This window comes from Clostridium sp. AF34-13, from assembly GCF_003477845.1.
In the GTDB taxonomy this organism is placed as follows: domain Bacteria; phylum Bacillota; class Clostridia; order Lachnospirales; family Lachnospiraceae; genus Butyribacter; species Butyribacter intestini.
Window position 1 is genome coordinate 1 of sequence record NZ_QUEB01000006.1, and the last position, 15,220, is coordinate 15,220.

Annotated in this window: 14 protein-coding genes and 1 rRNA gene; 12 read left to right on the forward strand and 3 right to left on the reverse strand. The window is 38.7% G+C overall.

The window, feature by feature from the left end; translation table 11 throughout:
- The first annotated feature begins 83 nt into the window (after positions 1–83).
- Positions 84–2,978: ribosomal RNA gene (locus DWZ63_RS06295) — 23S ribosomal RNA — on the forward strand.
- 563 nt (positions 2,979–3,541) lie between these two features.
- Here DWZ63_RS06295 and DWZ63_RS06300 read toward each other — a convergent pair.
- Positions 3,542–4,057 (reverse strand): shikimate kinase, encoded by a 516-nt coding sequence (locus DWZ63_RS06300; protein WP_118499154.1) that lies wholly within the window; start codon positions 4,055–4,057, stop codon positions 3,542–3,544.
- A gap of 158 nt (positions 4,058–4,215) precedes the next feature.
- Here DWZ63_RS06300 and DWZ63_RS06305 point away from each other — a divergent pair, with 158 nt between their 5' ends.
- Together DWZ63_RS06305 and DWZ63_RS06310 are read left to right on the forward strand one after the other, a co-directional pair.
- The gene (locus DWZ63_RS06305; protein WP_055941138.1) at positions 4,216–4,410 is read left to right on the forward strand and encodes a hypothetical protein; all 195 of its coding nucleotides are present in this window, start codon (positions 4,216–4,218) and stop codon (positions 4,408–4,410) included.
- 159 nt (positions 4,411–4,569) lie between these two features.
- Entirely contained in the window at positions 4,570–5,499 is a 930-nt protein-coding gene (locus tag DWZ63_RS06310; protein WP_118499156.1) for a chemotaxis protein, read from the forward strand.
- A 143-nt stretch (positions 5,500–5,642) separates the two neighbouring features.
- On the opposite strand, the gene DWZ63_RS06315 is transcribed toward DWZ63_RS06310, so the two are convergent.
- On the reverse strand, positions 5,643–6,533 hold the full coding sequence (locus tag DWZ63_RS06315; RefSeq protein ID WP_118499158.1) for a S8 family peptidase: 891 nt from the start codon (positions 6,531–6,533) through the stop codon (positions 5,643–5,645).
- A gap of 317 nt (positions 6,534–6,850) precedes the next feature.
- Here DWZ63_RS06315 and efp point away from each other — a divergent pair, with 317 nt between their 5' ends.
- The 4 genes from efp to galE all read left to right on the forward strand — a co-directional run bounded on the left by efp (position 6,851) and on the right by galE (position 10,523).
- Positions 6,851–7,405, forward strand: a complete 555-nt coding sequence (gene efp / locus DWZ63_RS06320) for an elongation factor P (protein ID WP_022015129.1) — start codon at positions 6,851–6,853, stop codon at positions 7,403–7,405.
- A gap of 195 nt (positions 7,406–7,600) precedes the next feature.
- Positions 7,601–8,566: a DUF3878 family protein gene (locus tag DWZ63_RS06325; RefSeq protein ID WP_118499160.1), complete on the forward strand. Its 966-nt coding sequence runs from the start codon at positions 7,601–7,603 to the stop codon at positions 8,564–8,566.
- A gap of 164 nt (positions 8,567–8,730) precedes the next feature.
- Positions 8,731–9,330 carry an HAD family phosphatase gene (locus DWZ63_RS06330; RefSeq protein ID WP_243020504.1) on the forward strand — a complete coding sequence of 200 codons (600 nt, stop codon included), beginning with the start codon at positions 8,731–8,733 and terminating at the stop codon, positions 9,328–9,330.
- A gap of 203 nt (positions 9,331–9,533) precedes the next feature.
- Positions 9,534–10,523, forward strand: a complete 990-nt coding sequence (gene galE / locus DWZ63_RS06335) for a UDP-glucose 4-epimerase GalE (RefSeq protein ID WP_118499164.1) — start codon at positions 9,534–9,536, stop codon at positions 10,521–10,523.
- A gap of 104 nt (positions 10,524–10,627) precedes the next feature.
- On the opposite strand, the gene DWZ63_RS06340 is transcribed toward galE, so the two are convergent.
- Complete coding sequence (locus DWZ63_RS06340) at positions 10,628–11,407, reverse strand: shikimate dehydrogenase (RefSeq protein WP_118499166.1); 780 nt, start codon at positions 11,405–11,407, stop codon at positions 10,628–10,630.
- Between the two features lie 473 nt (positions 11,408–11,880).
- Between DWZ63_RS06340 and spoIIIAA the strand changes: the two genes are divergently transcribed.
- The 5 genes from spoIIIAA (at position 11,881) to DWZ63_RS06365 (ending at position 15,196) form a co-directional block, all read left to right on the forward strand.
- A complete protein-coding gene (gene spoIIIAA, locus DWZ63_RS06345; RefSeq protein WP_022015124.1) occupies positions 11,881–12,825 on the forward strand; it encodes a stage III sporulation protein AA in 945 nt (314 codons plus the stop codon).
- Positions 12,826–12,833: 8 nt separating this feature from the next.
- Entirely contained in the window at positions 12,834–13,340 is a 507-nt protein-coding gene (locus DWZ63_RS06350) for a stage III sporulation protein AB (RefSeq protein WP_270467372.1), read from the forward strand.
- 12 nt (positions 13,341–13,352) lie between these two features.
- Positions 13,353–13,550: a stage III sporulation protein AC gene (gene spoIIIAC, locus DWZ63_RS06355; RefSeq protein WP_022015122.1), complete on the forward strand. Its 198-nt coding sequence runs from the start codon at positions 13,353–13,355 to the stop codon at positions 13,548–13,550.
- Positions 13,551–13,653: 103 nt separating this feature from the next.
- Positions 13,654–14,037, forward strand: a complete 384-nt coding sequence (locus tag DWZ63_RS06360) for a SpoIIIAC/SpoIIIAD family protein (protein ID WP_118499167.1) — start codon at positions 13,654–13,656, stop codon at positions 14,035–14,037.
- A gap of 49 nt (positions 14,038–14,086) precedes the next feature.
- Positions 14,087–15,196: a stage III sporulation protein AE gene (locus tag DWZ63_RS06365; RefSeq protein WP_118499169.1), complete on the forward strand. Its 1,110-nt coding sequence runs from the start codon at positions 14,087–14,089 to the stop codon at positions 15,194–15,196.
- Positions 15,197–15,220: the final 24 nt, after the last annotated feature.

Sequence of the window (15,220 nt, forward strand, 5' to 3'; positions counted from 1 at the left end):
AAAGCAAACTAATAAATATGGTGATAACGCTATATCATCCATATGAGAATCAGAATCGTTCAGTTGTGTGAGAGCACAATGAAGGTCAAGCTGATAAGGGCGCAGGGTGGATGCCTTGGCACTAAGAGCCGAAGAAAGACGTGATAAGCTGCGAAAAGCTGCGGTGAGGAGCAAATATCCATTGACCCGCAGATATCTGAATGGGGAAACCCGGCTGAGCAAACCTCAGTCATCCATACGCCAATACATAACGTATGGAGGGGAACCCGGGGAACTGAAACATCTAAGTACCCGGAGGAAGAGAAAGAAACATCGATTTCCTAAGTAGCGGCGAGCGAAAGGGAAAGAGCCTAAACCGGAGCGCGTGCGTTCCGGGGTCATGGACTGCATAAGTGAGTCAGAAGCTAGAAGAAAGGTTTTGGGAAAGCCTGCCAGAGAGAGTGAAAGCCTCGTATTTGAAAGCGGAAGACAGCGGCAGTATCCGGAGTACCACGAGACACGAGAAACCTTGTGGGAAGTCGGGGGGACCACCCCCCAAGGCTAAATACTACTTAGTGACCGATAGCGCATAGTACTGTGAAGGAAAGGTGAAAAGAACCCCGGGAGGGGAGTGAAAGAGAACCTGAAACCCTGTGTCTACAAGCTGTGGAAGCACCCTACGAGTGCAACCGCGTACTTTTTGTAGAACGGTCCGGCGAGTTATGTGGTGTGGCAAGGTTAAGCACGGAAAGTGTGGAGCCGAAGGGAAACCAAGTCTTAACTGGGCGGTTAAGTCACATAACATAGACCCGAAACCGGGTGATCTATCCATGTCCAGGTTGAAGCTGCTGTAAAAGGTGGTGGAGGACCGAACGCACATCCGTTGAAAAGGGTGGCGATGAGGTGTGGATAGGGGAGAAATTCCAATCGAACTCGGAGATAGCTGGTTCTCCTCGAAATAGTTTTAGGACTAGCCTGTCAGGAGTCTGCTGGAGGTAGAGCACTGAATTTTTGCGGGGGCGTCAAAGCCTACCAATGAATATCAAACTCCGAATGCCAGCCAGATGCTCTGATGGAGTCAGACTGCACGAGATAAGTTGGGTAGTCAAAAGGGAAACAGCCCAGACCACCAGCTAAGGTCCCAAAGTGCGTGTTAAGTGGAAAAGGATGTGGGAATTCGAAGACAACTAGGATGTTGGCTCAGAAGCAGCCATTCATTCAAAGAGTGCGTAACAGCTCACTAGTCGAGAGTTCCTGCGCCGAAAATGTCCGGGGCTAAAACACGACACCGAAGCTGTGGAATCATGCTTGCATGATTGGTAGAGGAGCATTCGCTGAGAGACGAAGCTGTACCGAAAGGAGCAGTGGATTTCAGTGAAGAGAGAATGCCGGAATGAGTAGCGAGAGATAGGTGAGAATCCTATCGGCCGAATATCTAAGGTTTCCAGAGTAAAGCTGATCTGCTCTGGGTAAGTCGGGGCCTAAGGCGAGGTCGAAAGACGTAGTCGATGGATAACAGGTAGAGATTCCTGTACTTCATAATATCAGAAATGTGGGGACACAGAGGCGAAGCACAAGCCGGGAATGGAAAGACCGGTGCAAGCTAAGGAGCAGTATGAGAGGCAAATCCCTCATATAATGCAAGAGAGTGAAGCGTAGCGAACATAAGGGTAGCGAAGTGTGTGGAGAAGCTGTCAGGAAAAGCCGCTATTGTGTATTATGAACCCGTACCGTAAACCGACACAGGTGGATGAGGAGAGAATCCTAAGGCCGACGGAAGAAGCATTGTTAAGGAATTCGGCAAAATGACCCCGTAACTTCGGGAGAAGGGGTGCCTGCGCAAGCAGGTCGCAGAGAATTGGCCCAAGCAACTGTTTAGCAAAAACACAGGTTTATGCGAAACCGAAAGGTGAAGTATATGAGCTGACGCCTGCCCGGTGCTGGAAGGTTAAGGGGAGTGCTTAGACTTTGGTCGAAGGTGCGAACTTAAGCCCCAGTAAACGGCGGCCGTAACTATAACGGTCCTAAGGTAGCGAAATTCCTTGTCGGGTAAGTTCCGACCCGCACGAAAGGCGTAATGATTTGGGCGCTGTCTCGACAATGCATCCGGTGAAATTGAAGTACCAGTGAAGATGCTGGTTACCCGCGCCAGGACGGAAAGACCCCATGGAGCTTTACTCTAGTTTGATGCTGGGATTCGATACTGCATGTACAGGATAGGCGGGAGACTGAGAAGTAGTGACGTCAGTTGCTACAGAGTCGCTGTTGGGATACCGCCCCTGCAGTATTGGGTTTCTAACCTGCGGCCGTAAGCCGGTCGGGGGACAACGTCAGGCGGGGAGTTTGACTGGGGCGGTCGCCTCCGAAAGGGTATCGGAGGCGCTCAAAGGTTCCCTCAGAATGGTCGGAAACCATTCGAAGAGTGCAAAGGCAGAAGGGAGCTTGACTGCGAGACCGACGGGTCGAGCAGGTACGAAAGTAGGACTTAGTGATCCGGTGGTATGAAAGTGGGATTGCCATCGCTCAACGGATAAAAGCTACCCTGGGGATAACAGGCTTATCACTCCCAAGAGTTCACATCGACGGAGTGGTTTGGCACCTCGATGTCGGCTCATCGCATCCTGGGGCTGTAGCAGGTCCCAAGGGTTGGGCTGTTCGCCCATTAAAGCGGTACGCGAGCTGGGTTCAGAACGTCGTGAGACAGTTCGGTCCCTATCCGGCGCGGGCGTAGGATATCTGAAAGGAGCTGGCCTTAGTACGAGAGGACCGGGCTGGACGAACCGCTGGTTCACCTGTTGTCATACCAATGGCATAGCAGGGTAGCCAAGTTTGGAAGGGATAAACGCTGAAGGCATCTAAGCGTGAAGCCCCCCTTAAGATAAGATATCCCTGGAGTAATCCAGTAAGACCCCTTGAAGACGACGAGGTAGATAGGGCAGAGGTGGAAGTGTGGTAACACATGTAGCTGACTGTCACTAATAGGTCGAGGGCTTGACCAAATAAACTCAATAAATTGAGTTCAGAACGAGAGCACAGGGATGACAGACAAGGCAAAGTGAAAACTTGTTTTCAGATTTGACTTGTAGTCAGACCGGTATTTGAGTGGAATGACATGAAGTATGCGAAGCATACGAATGACATGGAGCTCAAGTGCTTGAGTGTAACGAGGATAAATATATGACAGAAAGTCATTTATCTGAGTATAGAACGAAGATTCTTCTTGCAATCAAAAGGAAGTCGAAATATTCAATATACAGTTTTGAAGATATCAGTAATTTAGAAACCGTAAGGTTTCTTTTTTTATTATTCTTATTTTATGAATAAACAATATAAGTTCTATATACATGAATGGAGATATAGTTGTTGTATGTTTATATATATTGTTGTCTGCTTTTGAACATTATATAATGTAAATATTGCTCGTTATTATTTAATAAACCATATATAATAAATAAAAAAATCTCTACAATAAACCCATATAAAATTTCAGTAGAGAATTTTATATGGATTTATTGTAGAATAATTTTTTTAATAATTATATTAACTAAGATAGTTATGCTATCTAAAATAAAAGTGTCTTTATTTCTTCGGCTATTCGTCCAATTTTTTTATTAGAACACTCAATAATAATATCAGCATACTTTTCATATAATACTATGCGTTCATTGTACAACGATTTTAAAGTTTGTCCTTTTTTTATTGAGACACCGCGTTTGGTCAAATCCCCTAAACGTTCTTCAATTTCCTCGTAGGGAAGTTTAAGATAAATAACGGTACCGATTGAGCTTAAATGTGTCATGGCATCTTTACCGTAAACAGCACTTCCGCCTGTTGCAATAATGCTTTTGTGAGTATTTATTTTAGAGTTGATTTCATTTTCTATCGAGTTGAAACCATCCAGACCATATTTGTCAATAAGTTCGTGTAAAAGCATATTTTTTTCATTTTGAATAATGATGTCCGAGTCTATAAAAGTATATCCAATAATTTTTGCAAGAACAATGCCTATTGTACTTTTTCCGGCACCCGGCATACCTATCAGGATAAGATTATCTTTATTATATGGTTTGGTAGTCATTAATATTAGTTCCCCCTTATTGATGATCATCATACATTAGTTATGCATGTTAGTGACTGTATAATATTTTAATACGAAAGACAGGATATGTCAAAAAGATAAGTCCTTGATAAGAAAAAATGATAGCAGCAATTTTTATGGGAGGCTGATTCAAAAGTTTGAGGGTAAGAACAGCTCCGATTTCTGTTTTATGGTCACCACCAAAGAAAAATGCACCTTTTGTATGTATAGAATCGTGGTATGGAAGATGTGATAGTATAAACTACAAAGGTGAATGGAAAAAACGGAAATGGGGTAATAGGTTCGAAGCTGGAAAAATATTTAAGGGCGGATATGATATAGAAGCATTTTGATTTTAATATCCATTATTAACCGTTATTATGTCGATTGTGACGGTTTACAAATATGTGCTAATAATGTAATATATAATATATATGATTATTAAAGTTTGCATATTTGTATATACAGACATTTTGCAATAATAAGAAGAAAAGCTGAGGAGGTCGGCAATAATGGATACAAATATATTATTAGAAAGCGGTACTAATGAACTTGAGATACTTGAATTTACGGTCGGTGGCAATTATTATGGTATAAATGTTGCTAAAGTAAAGGAGATTATGACATACCAGCCACTTACTCCGGTACCTAAGGCACATCCAAATGTAGAGGGGGCATTTAGTACCAGAGGAGAAACAATATCAATCATTAATCTGGCGAGATGTCTTGGTATGAAAGAAGAGACTGATACATCAAAGGATATGTTTCTTGTTACAAATTTTAATGGTCTGTTATCAGGATTTCATGTAAATGGAGTTGTCGGAATACATAGAGTAAACTGGTCACAGATTATAAAGCCTGACAGCATGATAAATAATGCAAAGACGGGAGTGACTACAGGTATTATAAATATTGATGATAAACTTGTAATTTTAATTGACTTTGAGAAAATCGTTGCTGACATCACACCAGATGTGGGTATCAACCTTAAAGATATTGATGGACTTGGAGATAGAAGAAAAAACAATCAGCCTATTATATATGCAGAGGATTCACAGCTTCTCAGTACACTTATCTATGATGGTTTGTCAAAAGCCGGTTATACACGTATTCTTCCTACAAATAATGGTTTGGAGCTTTGGAAGATTCTTCAGAAATATAAAGAAGAAGGAACCGTTAAGGAAAATGTTGCATGTGTTGTAACTGACATTGAGATGCCTCAGATGGATGGACACAGATTGCTTAAACTTATCAAGAATGATCCTGATTTAAAGGATATTCCTGTTATAATCTTCTCATCGTTAATAAATGAAGAAATGAGGAAAAAAGGCGAGTCGCTTGGAGCAGATGCACAGTTATCTAAGAATGATATAGGTGAATTTATTAAGAAACTTGATGAGATTTTAGCGAAAAAAGCAGAAGAAGAAAACGAAAACAAATAAAAGTAAAAAGACTGTTGCATATTAGATTTTACGATTTGCAATAGTCTTTTTTACATATAGTAGTAAAAAGTTCGTAAAGTAGCGTGACACCAATGAGAATTGCGAAGCAATTCTTGGAGGGCAAAACGCTGGTTTTGCCCTTTTTACCTTAACAGCGTATCACAGCGTATTAGGCCCCATCCTTGTTTAGTGTGTGGAAGTTTGAGATTAATACCATTTCGTTTCAGATGGAGTTTTACATCCTTGTTAGTCATATAAGGAAATTTTTCTAATAGAAGTGCAATACATCCACTTACTATAGGGGTTGACATTGAAGTTCCGCTTCTGGGGATGTATAGGGCAGGGGTTGTTTTGTTATTACAACTTATGATATTAAGTCCCGGGGCTACTATATCAGGCTTTTTTATACAATTTGATGTCGGACCACGACCTGAAAAATCATGCGAAAGTCTACCAAAAACAGTGTCAGATGTCCCTACGGTGATTATTTTTCTGCTGTTTCCGGGAGCACCTATGGTATAATCAGCCGGACCATTGTTTCCAGCAGCCGTTACGACAATTAATCCAGCTTCCCAAAGTGTATTTATCGACCTTACAAGAGGAGAATTTTCATCAAATTTTTTTATGGATACGCTTCCAACGGAAATATTTACAATCCGTATATTGTATTTGTCTTTGTTCTTTAATAGCCAGTTGATTCCTGACATCACATTTTTAATGTTTCCCTCACCATTTTTGTCAAGTATTTTTATTATGTGAAGTTTACAGTCTGGTGCAATGCCTTCATATAATTTATTAGACATCATGCCATTTCCTGCTATTATGCCTGCGACATGGGTGCCGTGTCCATTATCGTCATAAAGTCTGTTTTGGTGATTTATGGTATCAAAAAATGAAACAAAAGGACCATCATTATATACTATATCAGGGTGAGGGCTGATACCAGTATCCATAACTGCAATACCTACATTTTTGCCCGTAAGTCCTTGTTTTCTTGCATAATCGAGTTTTATAACAGAAGCAACGCGGTTCATCAGGTAATACTCGCAATCTAACTGGTTATAATATCAATATGCATAATGTGTTTTCTTTGTTACTTAATATAATAGTTTTGCCAGAGTAAAAGAGAATTCGATGTCCAAAATGGAATAGTTAATTGTTATTGTATTATATATTAGTTTTGCTAAGGCAATAGGCTTGAAACGATGCTATTGGCATAGATGTTATATTTTCTGAAAAATAAATACTTGAAATAAGTTGAAAAATAGGATAAAATAGTAAAAGAGTTTTGTCGCATTTTATGATGCAGACAATGGGACGCAGAAGTCACACATTAAGGAGGATTTTGATAATGGTATCAGCAGGAGATTTTAGAAATGGTTTAACTATTGAGTTTGAAGGCAATGTATATCAGGTAATCGAGTTTCAGCATGTAAAACCTGGTAAGGGTGCTGCATTCGTAAGAACAAAGCTTAAGAACATCAAAAATGGTGGTGTTGTTGAGAAAACTTTCCGTCCAACTGAGAAATGTCCTCAGGCTCACATTGAGCGTCAGGAAATGCAGTATTTATATGCAGACGATATGTATCATTTCATGAATACAGAAACATATGACCAGATTGATATGACAGCAGATCAGGTTGGTGATTCTCTTAAATTTGTTAAAGAGAATGAGATGGTTAAGATGCTTTCGCACAATGGTGAGGTATTTGCTATTGAGCCGCCTCTTTTTGTAGAGTTAGAGATTACAGAGACAGAGCCTGGATTTAAGGGTGATACTGCACAGGGTGCTTCTAAGCCTGCCATAGTAGAGACAGGAGCACAGGTGAGTGTACCTCTCTTCGTAGAGACAGGAGACCGTATCAGTATCGATACACGTACAGGAGAATATCTTAAGAGAGTTTAATTCAATTTATTTCTTAAAAGGGCGTAATTCTATGGAAACCCCGTGTTTTCAAGGATTGCGCCCTTTGTGCAAGTTGCTGTAAAGGCGTGCTAAAAAGGGTCTAAAGGTAACACATAAGTAACGCGTAGGTTACAAATACGCAAAAAGATTTATGCGTAAAACTTATATAAAAAGTAAAGAGGGAGCAAAGATAAGGTGAATCTGACCAATATAGATAAATTAAATATGCTCATTGAGCAGGGAATGTTTGAGCCTGTTGAGCTTGATGAGAAAAATATTATTGATGAAAATGGCAGGGGAGATTTCCGTATTATTTATCTTATGAATGATACGGTTGAAAGTTTTTTGGTATTTAAAAATGCAAAATACACCGGTGAATACAATGATAAATTTGAGGGGTTTACGGATATTGAACTTGAAAAGAGAGAAGAGGGTTATGTACTTATAATTAAGCAGGAACAGTCATATTTTTTAATCTTTTTTGATGATGTGGAACTTGAAAATTATTATTATAATTATGGGAAAATAGGACATTTTTGGATAAAGGGTTATGAACATCTGCGTGTGCTTGAGTATCAGGTGGCTATTGTCTGGGATAAGATGTGCTATATAGGAAAAGAATCCTGCACTGACAATGAATTAAAGATAGCATCTTTAAAGCAGTTTCCACCGCTGAATTATTGCAATTATCCTTGTGTTCCTGATATCTATCAGGTGCCGCTTGAGGATAAATGGCATCTATCTAAAGATGCTAATAATTTTATGATGGAAATTGCTAAAAAAGCAGGGGACACTGAATTAGAAGAAAAACTTTTGCAATATGGAGAAAATCCGACTATAAAAAATGCAAAAAAAATGGCTAAACTTTTTAGGCGAAAAGAGCATAAAAAGGTAATACAACTACTTATGAAATACATAGAAGAAGCGGCAGCAGTTTATCCAGACAGAAGTTTTGGAAAAAGCCTTGATGAAAGAAATAAAAAATTGCTGGATAAGGCTGTTAATAGAAAAAATGAGTTGGAAAAAGCCGGTATGGAAGCTGTTGTATATAAAGAAGAACAGTTTGTCTATGACTGTGACAGTGTGGAATTTAATGTTTATGTTATGTTATGGAAAGATGGTCTTGTAAACAGCAGTGTAAGGATTGAGAAAATAGAATAAAGATTGTTATGTTTGAAGTATTAAATAATTTTTTTAAATGGCAATGTATAAATAAAGAAGAAAATGATTAAAAAATGTATAGATATGTAGTTTTAAAATCGGAAATTAGATAATTAGTTTTGTAATTAAATAAATGGATGTATATTAGAAAGGGTTATAAGGATATGATTAAAAATCTTATTTTTGATGTAGGCGGAGTGCTTTTTGATTACAGATGGAAAGAGATGTTTATGGATTATGGTCTTGACGAGGACAATGCCATAAGAGTCGGAACTCAGATGTTTAATGATCCTGACAGGACATGGGATCTTTTTGACCTTGGTATAAAGTCTGATGAGGAGATTGCTGATATATTCTGCAAAAAATATCCTGGTGATGAGGATGTTATCAGATGGTTTATAAGACATGGTGAATATATGCAGGTGCCAAGACCGAAAGTGTGGAAAAAGGTTCATGAATTAAAACAAAAAGGATATAAAATCTATATTTTGTCGAATTATCCTGAATCACTGTTTAAGAAGCACACGGAATATGCTGATTTTATGGATGATATTGACGGACTTATGGTCTCTTATATGATACATAAAGCAAAGCCGGCAGAGGATATTTATAAGGCATTATGCGATAAATACGGGATTGACAGGAGCGAGAGTATTTTCTTTGATGACAGGGCAGAAAATGTTGAGGGAGCCGTTAAATTTGGAATGAAGTCAGTAAAAATTTTATCTGAGCAGGTTTTATTGGATGAACTTGACAGATTTTAAAAGTAACAGATTAGGCTTTAACTTGTTATATTTATAATTCTATAAATAAGCTTGGCATTGTTAATTTTTTATAGCTGAATTGTTACAGTAAGAAAATGTTAAGGGATTTCAACTTTACATAGTAAAGCAGTTGGAATATAATTATTACTCAGGGAATTATAAAATGTTGCATTGCGGTTTATATCGCAGAAAGGGAGGTTTTCATGAAAATATTAGTATTAGGCGGAGCCGGATATATTGGTTCACATACAGTCAGCGAGCTTGTGGATGCAGGGGAAGAAGTAGTTATAGCTGACAGCCTGGAGACGGGACATATTGAGGCTGTAAATCCGAAAGCAAAGTTTTATCAGGGAGACATAAGAGATAAGAAGTTTATTGACAGTGTTTTTGATAATGAAAAAATAGATGCAGTCATTCATTTTGCCGCAAACTCACTTGTAGGTGAGAGTATGACAAATCCGTTGAAGTATTATGACAATAACCTTTATGGTACAAAGGTGCTTCTTCAGAGTATGGTAGAACATGATGTTAAGAAAATCGTATTTTCTTCAACGGCAGCAACTTATGGAGAGCCTGAGAGTATTCCTATTCTTGAGTCGGACAAGACAGAGCCTACAAATCCATATGGAGAGACAAAACTTTCTATGGAAAAAATGATGAAGTGGACAGATGTTGCACATGGTGTTCATTATGTTGCACTCAGATATTTTAATGCCTGTGGAGCTCATGTCAGCGGCGAAATAGGAGAAGCTCATAATCCTGAGACACATCTTATTCCGCTTATTCTTCAGGTACCTAACGGACAGAGAGAATCAATAAGCATTTTCGGTGATGATTATGATACAAAAGACGGTACATGCGTGAGAGATTATATTTATGTAACAGATCTTGCACAGGCACATATACTTGCTGTTAAATATCTTATGGACGGAGGAAAGAGTGATGTTTTTAACCTCGGTAACGGTGTAGGATTTACTGTAAAAGAAGTAATAGAGACAGCAAGAAAAGTGACGGGACATCCTATTCCGGCAGTTATTTCACCACGCCGTGGAGGAGATCCGGCAAAACTTATCGCATCGAGCGAAAAAGCAAAGAGCATACTTGGTTGGAAACCTGAACACGCAGACCTAGAAGAGATAATTGCAACAGCATGGAAGTGGCATAAAAATCATCCGAATGGATATGCAAAATAAGATAAATATAATCTATAGCATATGTTGATAAAATATAGAAAACCCGACAGTAATGTTAAAAGGCATTGCTGTTGGGTTTTGTTATGTCGATATAAAAGCAGAAATTATTTTTCCTGTTCTGCAAGTTTATCTGTATATATTTTTTTGTAAACCTTATCTATCTCAGCCTCATCAAGTTTTTTCTCAAGGAAAAATTCTACGGCGTAAAGTGCCTGTGCGACGAGCATTTCAAGACCGTTTACACCTGTCATTCCGAGTTCTTTTGCCTGTGCAACAAGTTTGGTTTCAAGCGGATTGTAGATAACATCTGCAACTGCTTCGCATTTAGGAAATTTTGTAAGGTCAACAGGTGAAGCGTCACATTTAGGGAACATACCTACAGGGCTTGTATTTGCTATAAATTCTGCATCTGTGTGTTTTGCAAAACATTCATCGTAAGTAATTGCTGAATCTGTCTTTATAATATCGACGATGATAACCTCTTTTGCTCCCATTTTTTTTAGGACTGCTACAACAGCCTTTGATGCACCGCCGTCACCGAGTACGACACATTTTTTACCATCTATCTTGATATTATGCTTTTTGAGCATATACATAAACCCTGAGAAATCAGTATTGTGTCCGTAAAGTTTTCCGTTTTTATTTACTATAGTATTTACTGCTCCGATTGCTTTCGCATTTTCATCAAGTTCATCAAGATAAGGAATTACATCCTTTTTGTAAGGGATAGTGACATTTATCGACTTAAATTCATGTTTACTCATAAAATCATTAAAATCTTCTTTGCTGACCGGATGTATTTCATATGTATAGTCAGCGAGACTTTCATGAATTTCTTTTGAATAGCTGTGTCCGAGTTTTTCTCCAATTAATCCGTATTCCATTTTGTAACCTCACTTTCAAGTCTTTGGATGATAATATTTTTGCTGTAAATCAAATTTAGTTTTTTACATCTGTAAATATATGGCGGCAGTTTATATATCTGGCACTAAAGAGAAGGGCGTAAAAAACTTCAGCATCATTATAATACAGCATTTAATAAATATAAGCAATAAACTTGTTGATGTTTAGCAATCAGGTGAACTGTTACATCAGGTGATTAAATATTGGAAAATTTAGACATTTAAGTGTGAATGGCAATATTAAATTTAACATAATTGAGAGTGAATAACATATTTAAGAGGGACGGACATATAAATGTAACTATACAGACAAGATGTAGATGAGTTGCCGGTTATTGTTCATACAAACGCAATATGACTGGCAGTAGTTTTTTGTACAGTTCTAGTGTAATAGCAACATGTCACTACACTAGGGGGATGTATTTTTGTTTTATGTCAGATATGGAGGTGATACGGTGGACAAAAAGAAAGATGAGATAATAAAACTTCTGCCGCTTGACATAAGAAAACTTTTTAAGTTTTGTGATATTGAGTTTTCAAAATTGCAGGAGATAAGGCTGCGTGTGAATATGCCAATTATGATATTGTACGACTCCATGGAATATTTTATTTCGTGCAGAGGTGAGATGACAAAAGAGAGAAAAAACGGCTACAGGGTGAGTTGTGCACAGATAAAAGAAGCAATGGTCTATATAAGCAATTATTCAAGATATGCTTTTGAGGAGGAGATACGACAGGGTTTTATCACTGTTGAGGGCGGTCACAGGGTAGGAGTAGCAGGCAAGATTATATGGGACAGCGGAAAGATAAGAAATATAAGCTATATTTCTTTTATAAATATAAGAGTGTCCCATGAAGTAATAGGCTGTGCAAGAGGTGTGATGAGGTATCTTAGGGATGAGAGTGAATTTTTTAACACGCTTATAATCTCACCGCCGAGATGCGGAAAGACGACTCTTTTGAGAGACATTGTGCGTATAGCGGCTGATGGAAGTGAGATTGACAGGGGGATGACGGTAGGAATAGTGGATGAGCGTTCAGAAATAGGTGCCTGTCATTTAGGATGTCCGCAAAATAACATAGGCTGCCGTACGGATGTGCTCGATGGCTGCCCAAAATCGCAGGGCATGATGATGATGGTACGCTCTATGGCACCAGAGATAGTGGCGGTCGATGAGATTGGCTCAAAGGATGATGCGGCGGCGATAGAGTATGTGATGAACTGTGGGATAAATGTTATAGCGACCGTTCATGGTCTTGATATGGATGAGGTGATAAACAAGCCGGTGATAGGTGAACTTGTGAGAAAACGGAGATTTAAGCGTTATATTGTCCTGAAAAGAGGAAAGATGGGACAGATAGCTGCAATATTTGATGACAGGGGGAATGTTATATATTAACGGTAAAACTGGCAGGATTTCTAATGCTGGCAGCAGGAGGTGTTATGGCAGGCATTTATGCATGGGAGAGGTATATGCTGCGTGTCAGGGTTTTGGAGGAGTGGCAGACCATATTTATTGAGATAGCCGGGGAGATAAATTATTCAGCGGAAAGTATGTCGCAGATATGCAGCCGCATTGAAAATATGAGTGTATATGGAAAAAAATTCTGGGGTGAGATGTCAAAGCAGACTAAATATAAGAATGAGGGGCTTATAGGGACATTTTGGAAAGAGTATCTTGATGGGTACAAATACTGGGAACTTTTGAGTGCTGAGGATAAAAATATAATATATCGTTTTGGGGAGAGTTTTGGAACACTTGACATATACTCACAGATAAATGAGATAAAGATGTACGAAAAAAGAATAGAGGGCAATATTTCAGATGCAAGACAAAAAATGAGAGAGCAGAAAAAAGTATGTATTTTTATGGGACTTATATCAGGCCTGATGGCGGGAATATGTCTTTTTTAAAAGGGGAGATAAATGACTATAAATTTAATTTTTAGAATTGCAGCGGTCGGAATACTTGTATCGGTGCTTGGAACCGTTCTAAAACATTCGGGCAGGGATGAACAGGCTTTTTTGGTGAGTCTTGCAGGACTTATACTTGTATTTTTATGGATAGTTCCGTATATAGAGCAGTTGTTTGAAACAGTGGAAAAATTGTTTTCAATAGGGTAAAATGGCTGACTTGGAAAATATTTAATGTATCAAAAAGCAGTCAAAATAAAAAAAGAAAGTGCATCAAAAAATTGACAAAATAAGATAGGGAAGATGAGAAAATATGCTTAAAATAGCGATAATAGGTGTGATGGCGGTTTTTCTCGCACTGCCTTTAAAAGAAAGTAAACCTGAGTTTTCAACATTGATAATTATAAGCGGGTGTATGCTTATACTCGGCTGTGCGGTATCGAAGATTGCTGAGATAATCAGGGTGATAACAAAGATAAATAAATATATGGGAGAACAGTCAGTATATCTCGGTATATTATTTAAGATTATCTCGATTACATATATTGCAGAGTTTGGAGCATCACTCTGCCGTGATTCAGGGTACAGTGCGATAGGAAATCAGCTTGAATTTTTCGGAAAGATAATGATACTTGCAGTTAGTATGCCGATAATCACAACATTGTTTGAGACGATAAGCAGTATTATGGGAAAATAAAGATTCTGTATCTATGTATTACTCTACGCAATAGAAGTGGAGAACTTCTATGGTAGTGTTAAATAAACGGTCTAAAGGAGGAAAAGGTGTGGAGAGCGTCGATGCTGAAGAATTATATAATGGCATTATGGACGAAATATCGTCAGGGGATATACAGAGTACGATGGATAAGCTGCTTGAAAACCAGTCCTTTGATTTTGGGGATTTTGTCGGAAAGACAATAAATTCGGGAAAGGGCATAGATTTCAATAACATATTAAAACAGATAGCAGATGGTATAGTATCAAATCTTAATGATGAAAAGAGTTTATACACAAATATAATACTCATAGCTTTGTCGGGTGCCGTGATAACAAACTTTTCAAAGCTGCTTCAGGGAAAGCGAGTGGCACAGATGGGATTTTATACAATATATGTTTTGTTTTTTTCTGTACTTTCGGTTTCTTTTATGCGGACAAGTACAATAGCCGAGGAGACGCTTACAAAGATATTTGATTTTATGAAAGTTCTTGCCCCTACATATTTTACCTGTCTGTCATTTACAAAAGGGGCGGGACTTGGGACCGGTTATTACCAGATAACACTTCTTATGCTGACGGTTGCTGATTTTATATTGTTGAAGTTTGTGCTGCCGGGTGTAAAGATATATTTCTGGCTTCGGATAGCAGACCAGTTGTCAGAGGAGGAAATGTTTTCAAAGATGGCAGAGTTTGTAAAAGATATATTGAGTTTTTCTATGAAAACGATGTCAGTCGTGTTAATGGGGGTAAATGTCGTGCAGGGAATGATTGCACCGCTGGCAGCAGAGGCAAAAAATTCCGCACTGGTAAAGGTTGGCAGCATGGTGCCGGGAATAGGCAATACGATAAGCAGTGCGGCGAGTTCGGTGCTTCTGGCAGGAAGTCTTGTAAAAAATGCAGTCGGTGTGGCTGGGATAGTTGTGCTTATTATCATATGTGCAATGCCGCTAATCAGGCTGTGGGTATCGGAGTTTGCATATAAGGGGCTTTCGGCTGTGTTGCAGCCTGTGTCAGACAAGCGGATAATCAAATGTCTTTCGATGACCTCTGATGCAATAAAACTTCTGGCATATGCCGTGGGACTTGCGGCGATGTTTTTTGCAATATCAATAGCAGTCATAAGTACAATGACAAATTAATACACAAGATTTATGTCTGTACAT

What these genes read in the sequence shown, in the direction of transcription:
- DWZ63_RS06300 (WP_118499154.1), bottom strand. Translation starts at nt 4,057, where the DNA reads ATGACTACCAAACCATATAATAAAGATAATCTTATCCTGATAGGTATG.
- DWZ63_RS06310 (WP_118499156.1), top strand. Translation starts at nt 4,570, where the DNA reads ATGGATACAAATATATTATTAGAAAGCGGTACTAATGAACTTGAGATA.
- DWZ63_RS06315 (WP_118499158.1), bottom strand. Translation starts at nt 6,533, where the DNA reads ATGAACCGCGTTGCTTCTGTTATAAAACTCGATTATGCAAGAAAACAA.
- efp (WP_022015129.1), top strand. Translation starts at nt 6,851, where the DNA reads ATGGTATCAGCAGGAGATTTTAGAAATGGTTTAACTATTGAGTTTGAA.
- DWZ63_RS06330 (WP_243020504.1), top strand. Translation starts at nt 8,731, where the DNA reads ATGATTAAAAATCTTATTTTTGATGTAGGCGGAGTGCTTTTTGATTAC.
- galE (WP_118499164.1), top strand. Translation starts at nt 9,534, where the DNA reads ATGAAAATATTAGTATTAGGCGGAGCCGGATATATTGGTTCACATACA.
- DWZ63_RS06340 (WP_118499166.1), bottom strand. Translation starts at nt 11,407, where the DNA reads ATGGAATACGGATTAATTGGAGAAAAACTCGGACACAGCTATTCAAAA.
- spoIIIAC (WP_022015122.1), top strand. Translation starts at nt 13,353, where the DNA reads ATGACTATAAATTTAATTTTTAGAATTGCAGCGGTCGGAATACTTGTA.
- DWZ63_RS06360 (WP_118499167.1), top strand. Translation starts at nt 13,654, where the DNA reads ATGCTTAAAATAGCGATAATAGGTGTGATGGCGGTTTTTCTCGCACTG.
- DWZ63_RS06365 (WP_118499169.1), top strand. Translation starts at nt 14,087, where the DNA reads ATGGTAGTGTTAAATAAACGGTCTAAAGGAGGAAAAGGTGTGGAGAGC.